Source organism: Candidatus Hydrogenedentota bacterium (genome assembly GCA_012523015.1).
Lineage (GTDB): Bacteria > Hydrogenedentota > Hydrogenedentia > Hydrogenedentales > CAITNO01 > JAAYBJ01.
Genome location: JAAYJI010000023.1, coordinates 1 through 15,308 on the forward strand (window position 1 = coordinate 1; position 15,308 = coordinate 15,308).

General features: G+C 50.4%; 15 protein-coding genes and 1 pseudogene. 8 read left to right on the forward strand and 8 right to left on the reverse strand.

Annotated elements, in window-relative coordinates:
* The 5 genes from GX117_01055 to GX117_01075 form a co-directional block, all read right to left on the reverse strand.
* Nucleotides 1-366 (reverse strand): 2-succinyl-5-enolpyruvyl-6-hydroxy-3-cyclohexene-1-carboxylate synthase (locus GX117_01055; GenBank protein NLO31933.1); only part of this gene is annotated, 366 nt, incomplete at its 3' end.
* On the reverse strand, nt 353-1,795 hold the full coding sequence (locus tag GX117_01060) for an isochorismate synthase (protein ID NLO31934.1): 1,443 nt from the start codon (nt 1,793-1,795) through the stop codon (nt 353-355). The genes GX117_01060 and GX117_01055, both read right to left, overlap by 14 nt.
* Before the next feature lie 236 nt (nt 1,796-2,031).
* Nucleotides 2,032-2,634: an HNH endonuclease gene (locus GX117_01065; GenBank protein NLO31935.1), complete on the reverse strand. Its 603-nt coding sequence runs from the start codon at nt 2,632-2,634 to the stop codon at nt 2,032-2,034.
* 194 nt (nt 2,635-2,828) lie between these two features.
* Nucleotides 2,829-2,966: a hypothetical protein gene (locus tag GX117_01070; GenBank protein ID NLO31936.1), complete on the reverse strand. Its 138-nt coding sequence runs from the start codon at nt 2,964-2,966 to the stop codon at nt 2,829-2,831.
* Between the two features lie 215 nt (nt 2,967-3,181).
* Complete coding sequence (locus GX117_01075) at nt 3,182-4,060, reverse strand: alpha/beta hydrolase (protein ID NLO31937.1); 879 nt, start codon at nt 4,058-4,060, stop codon at nt 3,182-3,184.
* 235 nt (nt 4,061-4,295) lie between these two features.
* Here GX117_01075 and mnmA point away from each other — a divergent pair, with 235 nt between their 5' ends.
* The 6 genes from mnmA to GX117_01105 all read left to right on the forward strand — a co-directional run bounded on the left by mnmA (nt 4,296) and on the right by GX117_01105 (nt 9,990).
* Nucleotides 4,296-5,405 carry a tRNA 2-thiouridine(34) synthase MnmA gene (mnmA, locus tag GX117_01080; GenBank protein NLO31938.1) on the forward strand — a complete coding sequence of 370 codons (1,110 nt, stop codon included), beginning with the start codon at nt 4,296-4,298 and terminating at the stop codon, nt 5,403-5,405.
* Nucleotides 5,406-5,496: 91 nt separating this feature from the next.
* Nucleotides 5,497-5,847 (forward strand): hypothetical protein, encoded by a 351-nt coding sequence (locus tag GX117_01085; protein ID NLO31939.1) that lies wholly within the window; start codon nt 5,497-5,499, stop codon nt 5,845-5,847.
* A 17-nt stretch (nt 5,848-5,864) separates the two neighbouring features.
* Nucleotides 5,865-6,305, forward strand: a complete 441-nt coding sequence (locus GX117_01090) for a hypothetical protein (protein ID NLO31940.1) — start codon at nt 5,865-5,867, stop codon at nt 6,303-6,305.
* Nucleotides 6,302-7,060, forward strand: coding sequence for a 23S rRNA (guanosine(2251)-2'-O)-methyltransferase RlmB (rlmB, locus tag GX117_01095; protein NLO31941.1), 759 nt, complete (start codon nt 6,302-6,304; stop codon nt 7,058-7,060). Before GX117_01090 ends, rlmB begins: the two co-directional genes overlap by 4 nt.
* 1,053 nt (nt 7,061-8,113) lie before the next feature.
* Nucleotides 8,114-9,199 carry a hypothetical protein gene (locus GX117_01100; GenBank protein NLO31942.1) on the forward strand — a complete coding sequence of 362 codons (1,086 nt, stop codon included), beginning with the start codon at nt 8,114-8,116 and terminating at the stop codon, nt 9,197-9,199.
* A 146-nt stretch (nt 9,200-9,345) separates the two neighbouring features.
* Complete coding sequence (locus tag GX117_01105; protein NLO31943.1) at nt 9,346-9,990, forward strand: DUF4203 domain-containing protein; 645 nt, start codon at nt 9,346-9,348, stop codon at nt 9,988-9,990.
* Here GX117_01105 and GX117_01110 read toward each other — a convergent pair.
* The 3 genes from GX117_01110 to GX117_01120 are packed head-to-tail and all read right to left on the reverse strand — an operon-like array spanning nt 9,951 to nt 13,677.
* Nucleotides 9,951-11,303 (reverse strand): hypothetical protein, encoded by a 1,353-nt coding sequence (locus tag GX117_01110; protein ID NLO31944.1) that lies wholly within the window; start codon nt 11,301-11,303, stop codon nt 9,951-9,953. The genes GX117_01105 and GX117_01110 overlap by 40 nt on opposite strands.
* Before the next feature lie 37 nt (nt 11,304-11,340).
* Entirely contained in the window at nt 11,341-12,258 is a 918-nt protein-coding gene (miaA, locus tag GX117_01115) for a tRNA (adenosine(37)-N6)-dimethylallyltransferase MiaA (protein NLO31945.1), read from the reverse strand.
* A gap of 60 nt (nt 12,259-12,318) precedes the next feature.
* A complete protein-coding gene (locus GX117_01120) occupies nt 12,319-13,677 on the reverse strand; it encodes an MFS transporter (GenBank protein ID NLO31946.1) in 1,359 nt (452 codons plus the stop codon).
* 257 nt (nt 13,678-13,934) lie between these two features.
* Here GX117_01120 and GX117_01125 point away from each other — a divergent pair, with 257 nt between their 5' ends.
* Both GX117_01125 and GX117_01130 read left to right on the forward strand, forming a co-directional pair.
* Nucleotides 13,935-14,936: a metallophosphoesterase gene (locus GX117_01125; protein ID NLO31947.1), complete on the forward strand. Its 1,002-nt coding sequence runs from the start codon at nt 13,935-13,937 to the stop codon at nt 14,934-14,936.
* 67 nt (nt 14,937-15,003) lie between these two features.
* A pseudogene (locus tag GX117_01130) lies at nt 15,004-15,261 on the forward strand (hypothetical protein).
* Nucleotides 15,262-15,308: the final 47 nt, after the last annotated feature.

Below are 15,308 nucleotides of genomic sequence, written 5' to 3' on the forward strand. Positions count from 1 at the left end.
CTCTTGTTCCATGGTTTGGTTCGCGCCGCAGTCCTGCAGTTCGGGAGGCCGGTCAGCCGTCAACAGAACCAAGGGTAAAGCAGAGTGGGACGCTTCCGCAACGGCAGGCCAATAATTCGCGACTGCTGTGCCGGAAGTACAAATCACAGCGGCGGGATGACCGGCACGCGAAGAGCCTAAAGCGCAATAAGCGGCCCCTCGCTCGTCGAAATGGACTAGGGTGGAGATACCCGCATTTTGAGAGGCAGCGACAGCAAGGGGCGCACTCCTGGAGCCTGGCGACACGATAAAATGGCGTACGCCGTTCCGCGCCAGTTCTTCCACAAGAAGGGCCGCCCACAGATAGTTTAGGTTAGGCGCTTTCATGGATTTGATCTTTCATGATGATTCTGGTGAACTGCGACATTTTCGCTTCCAATTCTTTCCATTCCTCGGAAGGCTCCGACCCGGGAACTATTCCGGCGCCTGCAAACAAGCTGAGGTTGTTGTCTTTTACCAATGCACTGCGTATACCCACGCAGAATTCTGCGCTCTCTCTGCTTACCCAACCTACAGGCGAAGCATAGATACCGCGTTCAATAGGTTCATTGTCTAATACCCAGTGCATGGCTTTATCGGTAGGTTTGCCGCCTACGGCAGGCGTGGGATGCAGGGCGTCCAAAAGATTCTCATCCTGAACGGAGCGCCGTAATTGCGCTTTTATGGGCGTGTACAAATGCTGACAATAGCTTAGTTTTACAACAGTCGGTTTCGATGCTGCGGTCACTGACTCGGATAAAGGGCGTAGTACCTGCGTAATCGCTTCGGCAACAATACGGTGTTCACGACGCTCTTTGTCGTCTTCTAACAACGATTGCTCCAGCGCGTCGTCCTCCGGTTGATCTACACCGCGTCTGCGGGTACCTGCCAAGGCTTCACTAGAAAGCTTCATTCCATGACGATGATATAAACGCTCAGGTGACGCGCCGAGAAAGGCACGATCTTGCGCCGGCTGAAAACAAAACAAATAGGCGCGCTCATTATAATGAGCCAACTGCCTGAGTAAAGAAATAGGATTGATTTTGTCTTGGGCGTGAAAGAGGCTTTCCCGCGCCAGTACCACTTTTTCAAGTTCGCAACGCTTCATATCATGGAGGAGCGTTTCGACGAGGCGATTCCATTCGACAAAATCAGGGATATCCCGCCCTTTCCTGAAATCAGCCAAAGGTTGTGACGCCGGGGACGCGTCAAAAGAAAGCTCTCTTAATATGCTTAAGGCTTTTGTACGATCGGCTTCGTCGTAGAGCGTACAGGCAAGATGGCATTCTGCATGGTCGCGAAAGAGTTCTACCAAGGGCAGAATAAATCGGCAGGTTTTAAAGTTATGCCAGCGCGGGTTTTTATTATGATCAAAATAGAATCGAAAACCGCCATAATAGCGGGCTGCCGAACTATGTTCGGGCAGCCTTTCCCGTATTTGCTTCAGCGCAGCGGCAACAAAATCGGCCCCTTCAGGAGCGATGATATCTGCTTCTCCGAGACCGGCCATTTCGGTGTTTCGGCTTCGATCCTGCCAATAATAGCGTGATGGATAGCGCTGCACTTCCAGCCATGCACGGAACGAAAGGCTTGGGATGGGCACTTTTAAACGCTGTGCCAGACCATCTGTTAAAGGGGTCTGTGTGACTTTTTCATGAAGCTGATCCCGTGCGATGCGGAGCTGTTGCAGCACCGTGTTTTTTGTCTTGCTCACCATGGACACTACTCCCGCGATCTGTTTATTGGAAGCGGCATCCAAGGAGAAGAACGTGTGCATGACTCTTTTAATACACGCCATGCACGCGGCGTGATTCTATTGATTATTGTTCCTTGCAATGGGAAACTTTCTTTGCAGTAGATGAACGAAGATATACGTGGCTTCCGGAGAAATATACCAAGACATGGCTATGTATTTCACGCTTAAGCCATGGGGTCACCAACATTTCTTTCGAAATGAATAATGACAAGCCCGCTTATAACATCCGTCGACGTCGACATCTCCCTCAACAACATTTATCGAAGCGATTGATTGCTCCAGTACGCCAAGTCGACAAAGCGTTTCCACGCGTGAAGCTCTTCTCTTTGCAGCGGTGTGTGGTACCGTGGCAGCCAACGGGGTGAAACAGGCTTGCGTATGAGCGGCATCTCCGCCTCTTCCGGCGTCTGATCGCGTTTTTTTAAGTTGCAGCGGGTGCAGGCGAGAACGAGATTTTCCCAAGTGTCTGCGCCGCCCCGGGAACGGGGTACGACATGATCAATCGTGAGCGCTGCACGCGGAAATTTGCATCCACAGTACTGACACCTGTTCTTATCACGGGCGAAAATATTTCTGCGCGATAAACGTAGTACAGGCGCATAAAAGCCGTTATACTCTTTCAACACGATCACTTCAGGCAAGCGTATCCGATCGGTGGGCGTAAACACATACCTTCGCGGCGGCAAGCCATTATGATCTTTTGAAAAGGCAAGCCACGAATCGAAATCATAGAGGGAATAGTCTTTCGGATGCACGACTTGCGCATGCCCTTGAAAGAGCAGTGTCAAGGCGCGTTTTGCAGGGGTCACGTTAATGGCAACCCACGATTTATTTAAGACTAGTACGTATGCTGTTAACATAATTTAGACTCGAATCGGTGAGAATACCTTATGACAGTATACGCCCTTCAACGGGTTTACGCAAGAAAGGCGGTATCGTAGCTTGATCTTCATATTCGCTTTACTGCAGAAAAGCGGTTCTGAAAAACAAAACCTCGACCCGTGAAAAGTGGTCGAGGCAGTCATTGAGATTCAACTATTTTCAATAAGCAAAATTAAACGGCGGTTTCGAGTTCTTCACCGTAATATTCAGCATAGCATTCGGCGTGCCAATATTCGCCATCAATTTCAAAGGCTTCGTCAAATGCGAATTCATTGTCGTCAATGTATTCATTACATAATGCGCACTGCATAGTATTCACCTCGCTTTCTAAATGTAATTGTAGACTTGATATAGTCAAAATAGGGGGAAAAGAAGAGTTGTCAGCAGGTTACCATTCGTATTCTCGACATGCTTATACCATATTCCAAGACGGAAGTCAAGCTATTTTGAAAATATTTTTTTAAAGAGTCCATTGCCCCAAAAAGAAAGGACCCTTTTTCAGTCGCTGTTCTGTGATACGACAGGTTAATTTTCAATAATGCCCGTCTTTTTCATCCAAAGAATACAGAGGCTTGGCCAAGTCGATAATGCAGGGTCACCCTTGCCCATACCAAAGCCGTGGGCACCCTGTTCATAGATATGCATTTCTGCGGGCACACCGGCTTGGAGCAGAGCAGCATAATAAGCCAAACTGTTATTTGCAGATACGCCGCTGTCTGCCGTGGTGTGCACCAAGAAAGCGGGCGGTGTATCTTTAGTGACTTGTGTATGATTGCTCAGTGAATCTACCAAAGACTCATCAGCATCTTTGCCCAATAGATTATTGCGCGAACCCATATGACCAATATCGGGGTGGAGCGAAATGACAGGGTAAATCAAAATAGAAAAGTCCGGTCGGCACGATTGACGCGATATAGTATCTTCTGAGTCGGGATCGCCCGCGTCAAAATGAGTGGATGCCGTAGAGGCAAGATGACCGCCTGCGGAGAAACCCAAAACGCCCACACGCTCCGGATCCACGCGCCATTCTTCTGCATGATCACGCACTAAACGGAGGGCACGCTGCACATCCTCTAGGGGTAGCGGATGGCGATGGGGCGCGACGCGATACTGCAGGACAAATGCCGCCACGCCATGACTATTAAGCCAATGGGCGATGTCTACGCCCTCATAAGACATTGCCAAGGTGCCATAGCCGCCTCCGGGACAAACGATTACTGCAGGACAGGCTTCCTTTGCGGCTGATATGGGGAAGAGATGCAGTAAGGGGGCTTCGTCCCCTTGAGTTTCGGCAAGGGCAGCCGATTCCCCGTATAAAAGAGACAGCGCCGGTACGTTGGTTGTGGGAGAAATAAAAGGGATGGCGGCGGCCAGAATCAAAGAAGTCAATAAGCTTGAGATCATGTAAACGTTCCTTATAAAGGTGTTGTCCGAGACGACACTTATTCTTTAAAATACAAATAATCTTTTCATAGTCAATGTTACATAGGATAAACTTTTTGTGTCTCTCTTTTCGAATTCTGGAAACAAAGGTTCAATCGGGCTGTTTTTTCGCAAATCAACCTGCGCTTATTGATTACTGCCTACACGCTTTAGCTAAGGAAATATGGCCCTTGCCTTTAGGAAGCCGATTTTTAATATGACCTCATTAGTAAATTCCTCGGAAAACCGGATGCCGCCTCCGGGGGCGAAAATCGCTGTCGCCATGAGCGGCGGTGTGGACAGTGCCGCTGCGGCCATGCTGCTGGTTCAGGCGGGGTATGACTGCTTAGGCATTACCCTGAACATGTCGGACTCGGCATCCGATGAAGATAAAACCATAAAAGATGCCCGCCACATTTGTAAAATTCTGTCTATCCCCCACACTCGCTGTGATGTGAACCATGCCTTTGAGACCTTTATTGTAGATCGTTTTGTAGATGATTATCTTTCCGGACTGACACCGAATCCGTGTATACGCTGCAATCGCATGATTAAATTTGGCGTCTTGCTCAAAGAGGCACAAGAATTAGGCTGTACGTATTTAGCCACAGGTCATTATGTGCGTCTTCTTGAAAAGGAGCGGCGTTTTGCCCTGTGTCGCGCCGGATATCCCGATAAAGATCAAAGCTATGTGCTCGCGCCCTTGACACAGAAACAACTTAAATATTGTTGTTTTCCTTTGGGAATATATAGCAAAGCGGAAGCCCGTCAATTTGCGAGTACGGTGGACCCCGCAATCGGTGCTAAAAAGGACAGCCAGGAAATCTGCTTTATTGAAAACAATTGTTATGCTGATTTTTTGGAATCCCGCGGGCAAGGAAAAAATCCGGGGCCGATCAAGGCCTTGGATGGAAAAGTACTGGGCCGCCATGACGGTATCCACCGCTATACCATCGGCCAACGCCATGGACTGGGATTAAGTGCTCCGAGACCCCTTTATGTCATTCACCTTGACGCTGACACGAACACCGTCTATGTGGGCGGCGCGGAATCCGGACTTTGCAGTATGTTTACGACCGGTCCCCTATTCTGGGGCGCTATGAGTCCGCAAAACGAAGCCTTTCGCACGCTGGTGCAGATTCGCTATCGCCATCGCCCTGTTCCGTGTTGGGTGACCCCAACATCTAAAGGCGCTGAAATTCGACCGGACGAAGCACAAGCCGCGGTGACACCGGGACAGTGGGCAGTTTTCTATGATCAGCAAGACTGCATCGTGGCATCAGGCGCCATCCAAAGAGGGGCGGCCCTAAGGGGCACGGAAATGTGAAGTCCCCTCGTTTCTGTCGCATCTGCAAAGCGATTATGGTAAACTTATTAATGAACTGTGTTCATAGCAAATAGCGAAGGAGAATATGGATATGATGGGCGCGAAAACAATTGGATGTATCAACCACCCCAGCCTTCTTGCGGTGGGTCGATGTCGTCAATGCAGTAAACCTGTGTGCAAAGAATGCGGCATTGTAAGCAGTGCCGGACTCTACTGTTCCGAAGTTTGCCAAGAGAAACATAGTCAGTTTTTGAAGCGTGCCGGTGATTTGGAAACAACGCGGTCCTCACGCTTGCATTTAGGATTGAAGTTTCGCAAACTGTTGGGGCTGCTCATTACCCTCATTGTTATTCTTTGTGTTTTGGGAATGATTTCCTATCATACCTACATCCCCTTACTCACCGATCTCACAGCGCGTGTTCTTTCATTATTGCCATTCTAATAGAAGGAGGAATAAAAATGGATCTGAGCGGATTAAAATGGCCTATTCTAATTTTAGTCATCGTAGGAATCGGATTTCTTGCTTCCAGTCCCGGCATCAATTGGATGGTTGGGCGATACACGCAGGCGACTCCCGGTCAAGACGCAGAAAAAGACCAACGTGATGAAGCCGGCTTGACGCGGGTCGCCGGATACTTGTTATATCAATGGCGCTACGAGGCATCGTTAAATGTTATGCGAAGCGCTGTTGACCGCTACGGAAGCGCCGGCGCCAATTATTTGTACAACAAATATCGTATGGTGAAATGTCTTGAAAAACTGGACAAAAATCAGCAGGCTTATAATATCTTGCAGGAATTGATTGCTGCATCGGCAAATGGGACCGACAGCCGGGTGCCCAATAATGACAATCTCAAATTGAGAGCGCAAAAATTGAAGGAAGTAGATAATCTTCAATGAATGATGCACACCATGAAGTGGTCTTAGGAAGGCTCCCTGTGCTGACCTGTCTGGATGCAGGGAAACGGGAAGTGTTTCGAGCCTTTATCCATGATAATGCCGTAGGACTTGAAGAAATTATCAATGCTTTGCCGCCGGAAAAGATTACTTGGACCGACAGAAAGCACTTGGATAAGATGTCACAAGGAGCGCGGCATCAAGGGGTTCTTCTGCACGTTGCCCCCATGAAATTACTTTCCTTATTCGAATGGTGCGACAATCATAAGGAACCTGAGTGCCTGTTGCTGATCTTGGATTGTATTACCGATCCCATGAATTTCGGAGCAATCATTCGAAGCGCCGCGGCCCTAGGCGCACATGGCGTTCTGTTTCCGAAAGACCGTGCTGCACCTGTCAATGCGGCTGTCGTCAAGGCTGCCGCCGGAGGCATCGAATACGTCCCTCTCATCCAAGCTTCTAATCTGACGCGGGACATTCAGCACTTAAAAAAAGAGGGCTTTTGGGTTGTTGCTTTCGAAGCAAACGCAGACCGCAGCTTGTGGCAGGTACCGCTGACTGGGCGTGTTGCCATGATTATCGGCAGTGAAGGAGATGGGATCCGCCGCCTGGTGAAAGAACAGGCCGACTTCCTCGCTTCCATTCCCATGGCGGGCAATTTATCCAGCTTGAACGCCTCTGTAAGCGCGGGAATCGCCTTGACCGAATGGCTGCGCCAATCAAAAAACGCCGCTGAAACTAACACCGGCGGCGTGTAAAAAAAGCTGTTGCACTTGTTGATAATTTTTGCTGAATTAAATATTAATAAATTAAAAAGATGAAATCGCTCTCACCAAAGGGTTGAAATTATGTTAATACAAGGTTCAATTCCTTTCAAAGTTAATCCAACTAGTCCGTCGTCGCCACTGCATATTCGGCCGGGAGCGCACACAAGTGCCCTGATGCGTACCAACACTCTCACGCTGTACTAATGGACAGTATGGACAGCATGGACAGTATGGACCGGATGGACTTGATGGACGAGGTGTACTAAGGCTTTAATGTTGGAGGAGAATTTATAGAAGCTAGATCCCTGACAACGGCTTCATTGCAGACCTCAAGGTTTCTTCGGAGGCTGACGTGAATAGTACCCGAGCCAAGGTGCATAACACTGCGCCACAACGACACAAACACCTTATCGCCGGATTCTTCGCTTCGCTCAGAATAATATGTGAGGTTAGATGGTGTTGTGTTGTGCTGCGGGACGGAGTAAGTGGCGGCGCAGGTGGCGCAATCCCGACCCAACGCCGTACATCCAAGCATCCCTAACCCCCCCCGCTCTCACTTGCCTGCCTCGATAAACGATACCACTGTGAGTATCTGAAAATATTGTGTATCGTCTTGTCAGCGGGAATCTCCACGGTGGCAACTGAAGTTAGAATCAGAAAGACTATTACCGCTTTGCCGGAAGAGTCGTAACATCATTCCTGCAGAATTGATGTGTCTATATATAAAGCATATACAGAACCTTATGAAATATCGATTCGTCGAGTAGTAAAGAATACTCACAATTCGCCACAGTACTCTACATAGTTAATATTTTTCGGTAACTGTTCTCGACCCCTTTTTTTTACAGCACACAACAAACATTTTTTGTTAACACGTATCATTCTTACACAGTGCTTAAAAACTTTGAGGATTTTTTTTTTGTCCGCCAATGTTTATATACTTTAGTTCGTTGCTTTATAGGACATGTTGATATACTATATTAAAGATTGTTCTGTTGTTAGAAACGCTTGCGAGTCCCTCGGTAAAGCCGGACAAATTTTTATATGACGAAAAAATTTCAAACAAACGAAGAGCCCATCCGTTTGTGTCCCACGTGCCGCATGTCGATTAGTGCCTTGGCGACACGGTGCCGTTATTGCGGTGAGGAAGTGAGCCGCCCGCGCAAAGAACAACCGACCTATACCGTCTCTGATTTAGGCGGGGAAAGCCAAGGGACCTATACCGTTTCCAGCAGTGTTACCGATGCCCTTGAATCGTTCATGATGGAAGAGCGGGTTCAGGTAGCGACTGAGGAACAAGAGCGGATCGAGGCGGAACAACGTTCGTTGTCGGGTCGCTTACGCCGTTTGGTCGGCAAACCTGTGAAAGAACCGGATCCGACGAATGTTGATCTGCGTATGGGCAAAATGGATATTGATTCCATCAGCTTATCCTCCCCCGCCACGCGTTCTTCCACTTCCGTGCGGCGTCCGCGCCGCTCCGTTTGGAGTCATCCCGCGCTTTGGATTGTGTTGGTTCCGATTTTTTTGATAATGATGTATTTTCTTGCCGATGCGCTGTGGACGGGGCTCCATGGAAATCAAAATGGCGCCTACGTCCTGACGGATTCCCGATTTTCCAATCGTGCCTTGGAACAATTGATTGAAGATGGAGATTATGTTGCGGCTCATGAAACTGCTTTGTTGGCTTTAAAAGCGAGTGACACGGCAGAAAACCGTTCCATTGCTGATGAAGTTAGGAAGCGTTGTATAGACGAAATCAAAGCCAAAGCCTATGCTGTTCCATTTGATATGGAACAATTGCGCATTGCTTCACGGGAAATATCGCAAATAGGTCATAAAGACCGGGATCCCGAAATCAGGCAGCTTATGGATGCCGTTAATCGTGAGGTTGGTTATTTCTACTTCATTCTTCAGAAAATTGATCTTACAAACGCTTCTGCTACTTTTCGCTTAAATAATCCTTCTACAACCGAGAAAGAGGAAGAGGTGCAAGAAGGCGATCTTTTCCAACAGCGTTTTTTAGTTACGAGGATATTGTCTGACTCTGTTGCGCTGAGAGATACGGCGTCTGAACGGGCGGGCACGGAACTTATTTCACGAAGAATGGAAGCTGTGACCGCCTATTGATCTGGGGATGGCGCGCAGCGATGCCTTTCCCCACGCTGCGTATCTGTAAATACGGTGTTGCGGCAGCGTATGTTCTTTTTTCTCCTTCACGTGCATTGTATATCACTGAGCTCCTGTGGAGTTTACTAGAATTAGAGAGGTTTTTTTTGGAATCTGTAGTCCTGGAAAAATATCTTCTCCCCCACCTTGATGTTTTTCAAATGGTGGAGCTGAATCCCGCCACCGTCGTATTGACGCTTTGCGGTATTGTCTGCTGCTTTTTTGGACATCGTACGACAAAACTCTTTCTTGACCTTTCAGGCTTTGCCGTGCTGGGCTTACTCGCCGCCCTGACTGTAGGCTTCTTTTCCGACGGCAATGTTCCCTACATGTCCGTCGCTCTGATGGTCGGCGGTATTTTAGGGGCGATCATCACCCATATGGCGTACCGTCTCGGGATCATCCTTTTTGGGGGCGGCATTATTACCTTAGCGGCGTGGAATTATCTGCAGCCCACTTGGGATTCAGGCATCCTCTTCGCCTTCGTGATTCTTGCAGCTTTGGTCGGGGGTCTGGCGTCCTTCTTTTTGGAACGCTTTACGATCAGCCTGATAACCGCCGGACTGGGCGCATGGTTTACAGTGCAGGGCGTATTTTTAATTTTGCAGGCAATGGGCGTATCTTCGGAAGGCGAAGAAGCGGCGGCTACGCTGAAAACAAACTCATCCATAGGGCTTTCTTGGCTGCTCTTGGCCGCCTTGGGCTTTTTGTTTCAGCTTATAGAAAAGAAGTTCAGAAAAGCTTCGGGATAATAGTCGGGTCGTTGCCCGTCGTGCGGCACATGGCGCAGTAAGCACAGCTGACGCAAGCGGTCAAGGGTGCCTTTGGAATCGCTGATCGGGAGCGCTTCGCCGCCTATGGTCTCAATGAGCCATGGAAGCGCTGTTGCCGCGGGCTGATCGGGATACGCGTTGTCGCGCAGATGATGCAGTAATTGGATGGTTTTCAACCCGTCAAACCAGACATGAAATTGCTTGTGCAGCCGCTGTAAATCCGGTTGTTGCCCTCGGATCTTGTCCCATGTTGCTTTAAAGCCGTGAAGGTTCATAAATGCGGCAAGCTGCGGATGAATCGTCTGCGCCGCGGCGATGACCGCTGTCCCCGAAAGCCGGGTCTCATGGGAAAGGAGTTGCAACAAGGCTTTTAACACCACAAAACTTTGTGGATGCGGAAGGGGCAGCTCCAAGGCGGTGCTTTCTTTATAGTCGTAAATACGCTGTCCGGTGCCGAAGGGGGTTCGCCGGGACAGTCGCCCTGAGGGGAAGACCAAGGCACAGGCTATAGGCTCCATCTTGCCGGTCTTTCTTAATTGCTGCATGAAATAAAAGTCTTCGCCGGCAAGGCGTCGGTTCATCCCGCCCATAGCGGCATAGGCGTGCGCCGTACACGAGATAATCGACCCTAGTGCGGGATAGGCATAGGGCGAGGCACAATGCTGCAAGGCGAGTTCATGATAACGCATATAGAGTTCATGGGCAATGACCGCTTCTTTTTGGGTTTCATCGTCGGGAAAGCTGTGCAGGTACGCCGCATAGCCTGCCCATGCCCCTTCGGCTCTGTAATGGGCATCCATGGCTTCAAGGAAACCCGGTGCCGGCGGCGAATCGGCGTCAAGGCTGATCAGGGCTCCGTCCAGGTGGGCGGAACGGCTGAGCAGATGGAGCCCATGGTCGAGTCCGATTTTACGCGCCAGTCCCACCCCTTCCCCTTCGGGAAGTTCCCGTCCTTCTGTGCACGCATCCACCACAGCCAGGCGTAGGGGCGCGTAATGCTCCTCCCCTATGCGCTGCCTCAGCAAGCCTAAAGTCTTTTGGTTGTTTTCGAGGGTCGCCGCCGCGACGGTCGGGGCTGCCGAATTGTTGATCACGCAAATGACCAAGGTTTCCGCGCACAGGGCATCCTTGGACGCGCGCAACGCAGCCAAGGTATCAAAAAGATAGTCATATTCGCTTAGGACCGGGATGACCACGACCGAACGGATACCTTCTTCCCGTGCAAGGGTATCCATAGGCCAGCGCTCATGAACCGAGCGTCGCACCAAATATTTATTTACGGTAGCATTCATGCTTCACCCAAGAGGGGTACACGCCCTGCGTTTCGCCTCAAAAGCTGCTTTGTCCGATCGCCTGCAATGCGGCGTGCAGCGATGCTTCCGGGATCCAATGGACGGTAAAGCCGCGCCGTTCCATGCCTCTGAACCAGGTACGTTGCCGCTTCGCAAATTGAGCGATGGCACTATTTAACTTTTGGAACAAATCGTTTTTGTTTAGAATTTTTCCTTGCAAATACTGGGCGACAAAGCGATATTCCAATCCCAGTTGTTCAAGACGCTGCCAGTCAGCGCCGCCCTCATGGAGTGCCTCTACTTCTTCAATTAATCCTTCGTCCATACGCGCCCGCAGCCGCAGCGCAATGCGTGCACGCAATACATCGGGCGGATAGGCGACAACCAGAATAAAAGGGGCGGGATCCTTTTTCGCTGATTGCGGAATCGACGCGCTAAATTCGGCTATTTCTATGGCGCGGATAATCCGCTCGCGATTTTCCAAGTCAGTTTCATCATGCAGTGTCGGCTTGAGTTGGCGGAGCCGTTCTTCCAGTGCCTCCTCGTCCAGATCTTGCAATACTTCGCGCAGCTTGGGATTTTCAGGCACGGCAGGCAGGTGATAGTCCGACAGGACCGCCTCCAAATACATGCCCGTTCCGCCAACGATTACGGGCAACTTTTTCCGTTCGCACAGATCGTCGAAAGCCGCATAAAAGGCTTGTTGATAATGGAAAACGCTGAATTCCGTATCCAGATCCGCAATGTCGATGAGATGATAGGGCAAGGCCTTTCCATCATAGACATATTCGGATAAATCTTTGCCTGAGCCTATGTCCAGTCCGCGGTAGACCTGACGGGAATCGACGGATAGAATTTCGCCCTTCAACAGGCCTGCCAACTGTACGCCGAGGGCGGTCTTCCCGGAGGCGGTAGGTCCGGCAACAACAAGGGACTTATATTTTTCTGTAGTCATCACGATATCCCGGGATCAATGAGAGAAGCGGTCTTGCTATAGCCTTTTTTTTAGGGTTGATTACGCCTCATCCGCCAAATCATCATAGGCGTGTGCTTTTACATTCCATAAAGAAAGGAAAATACCGGCGCTCGCGATTGCCATGGCCACGACCAAAATATACACATAATTCCAGCCGTAATGCTGCGCGATGGCGCCCATGCCCACGCCCGAAACAAGGACGCTCGCATAACTGAAGAGGCTGGTGAATCCGATAGAAGTTCCCGCCAGTTTTTTGGTCGAGATATTCGCCGCTGTAATCCCCGTAAGCGCTTGGGGCCCGTAGATGAAAAAGCCTGCTGCCAACAAACTCGCTAAGAGCAGCCCCACCGGCGCTGTCGCAGGGAGTAACCAGAACAGGGTCACGGAGAGGGCGGCGCCGAACATGCAAATGGCACAGATGCGCGGCCCTCGTCCGCCCATGTAGCGATCGGTGATCCAGCCTGCCGCTAACATGCCGATAATGCCGGCGATTTCAAAGCCTGCCACCAACCAGCCCGCATGATCCAGGGTGAGCCCCTTCGATTCTTTGAGCAGCGTCGGCCCCCAATCCAATACAGAAAAGCGCACCAAATTCAGCGTGAAATTGGCGAGGCCGATCATCCAAATAACGGGGTTGAAGAAAACACGCTCATAGAGAAAGGCGCGGCTCACAGGCTGATCCTCTTCAATGCCTTTAATTTCAGTGCCGGCAAGCTCAGGCAATCCCACCGAGCGCGGGGTGTCGCGCAGTGCCAAAAGGAGCACCACAATTCCCAAGGCGGCGATCGCTGCCGGTACCCAGAAGCAATAGCGCCATGCGCCTTCCCCACCGTAGGTCATGATATCGCCGCAGACGATAACGATCAAGCCCGCGCCAACGGAGTGTGAGGTGTTCCACACCGACATTTTTGTGGCCAGCTCATTGGGCGGTATCCAGTGGGTGAGCAGCCGCGCACAAGGCGGGAAGCCGCTGCCCTGAAACAAGCCGTTGAGCACCCACAGCAAACCAAAGATAATGATCAGAGTATTCATAAAGCTTGCGCCGCCGTAGCCGCCCGTTAAATAGGCCGCTATGACGGGGCCAAAGCCAAAGAGGACGTTTACCAACACGCATAGTGCAAGTCCTATGGACATGAACAATCGGGAATTGATGCGGTCGCCCAGGTAGCCGTTGAGGAATTTCGATAATCCGTAGACCAGTCCGTGCAGGGTCAAAAAAAGGCCGAGATTGGTTTTGGTAATGCCCAATTCCGCTTCAATGCCGGGCATGGCGAGACTGAAGTTTTTGCGCAGAAAATAAAACAGCATATAGCCGAACATAGTCGCGATGATCGTGCGATACTGCCAGTAACGAAAACGAGAAGAATTTTGATCGGGTTGCGTTTCAGTTACAGTCATGAATAACCTTTCTTTCGTTTGGGGGTAGTAGGACAACATTTATCGTCAAGAGTATAACAATCACTTCGCCCATACCCAAATCCCCTTTTTTTTCTGAGTGTTGTATCCAAGATTTAAAAAAGGCGCCATGGGGCCGACTGTTCATTACCGCTGGTCCCCCCCGTCGCCGAAAGATTTTGTGAAAATGAATAGAGCGAAACATTATAATGTTTTCAGTGGAATCTTAATCATTCTCAACCGGAAAGGACCCTATTTCTGTGAAAAGACGCGGCTTTTTAAATTCTTGTACAGCGGCAGGCTTAGGCTTAAGCGCGGCTGTTACCCCTTCTTTTGCGGCAACCCCAGACAAAGGCAGCTGCCGCTATACCTTTTCGTTAACAGACAATCAGTCGAAGATTTATACAAGGGCGGCGGTGAAGCCCACTAAAATCATGCATATCACCGATACCCATCTGTCTTTGGATGATGAGCGCGGCGCGCCCTTCCGCGAATACAGCCAACGCATGGCGGGAGCCTACAAGAGCAATCGGCATTTTCGGACGGGCGAAAGCTTTTCTGCTGATGAGAATTTTCTGAAGACCCTAGAGATTGCCCAAAAAGATGGCGTCGATTTTATAGCCCTTACCGGCGACATTGTCAGTTTCCCCTCCCTTGCGGGCGTGGACTGGCTTTGCCAAAATCTTGCAGCGACAGGGATTCCTTACGCCTACGTCGCAGGCAATCATGATTGGCATTTTGAGGGCATGGAAGGGAGCGCGGAAGAGCTGCGCGGGATCTGGACCGCCAAACATTTGGCGCCCCTCTACCAAGGGAAGGACCCGCTGAGTGCCGCCTACACCGTCAATGGGATTACGCTCCTTTGCATCGATAATTCCACCAACGAAATTTTGCCCGAGCAGCTAGCCTTTTTCAACGAACAGGCGGCGTCGGGCAATCCCATGCTCCTGCTCATGCACATTCCCCTGTATGTTCCCGGCAGGTCTATAGGCTTCGGCTGCGGTCATCCGGAATGGGGCGAAAAAACGGATCGCAATTTTGAAATTGAACGGCGCCGCAAATGGCGGAAAGACGGGCACACGCAAACGACCATGGACTTTTGCGAAGCCGTATTTAAAGCGCCGAATCTTTTGGCGATTCTCGCGGGACACATCCATGAAAATTCGCTGGACATCAAAAACGATATCCCGCAAATTGTCTCTCGTGAAAATGCGTCGGGTTACTACAAGGAGTTTGTGATTCAGACTGTCGGCGAAGGGTGAACGATCTTGTTCTTTTCTTGAGGATACGTGAAGCCGGTGTCAAGCCCGGGCTTTTTCGCTTCGACGGGATGGACCGGATGGACAGGATGGACGGGATGGACACGATGGACAGGATGGACGGGATGGACAGGATGGACGGGATGGACACGATGGACGGGATGGACGGGATGGACGGGATGGACAAAGACAATACGTTGAGGAAAGAGCGCACATGAGCGCCGTGACGCATGCCCAAGACCCTCCGCCATCGCCTCATTGCAGGCTCAAGGTTTCTTTAGCGTCCAAGGCGGGTGCAGAAGCCGGCGCGCGTAACGCGGCGCCTTGATGATACAAACACCTCGGGCGCGATAAATCGCGCCCCTACACCGGAAG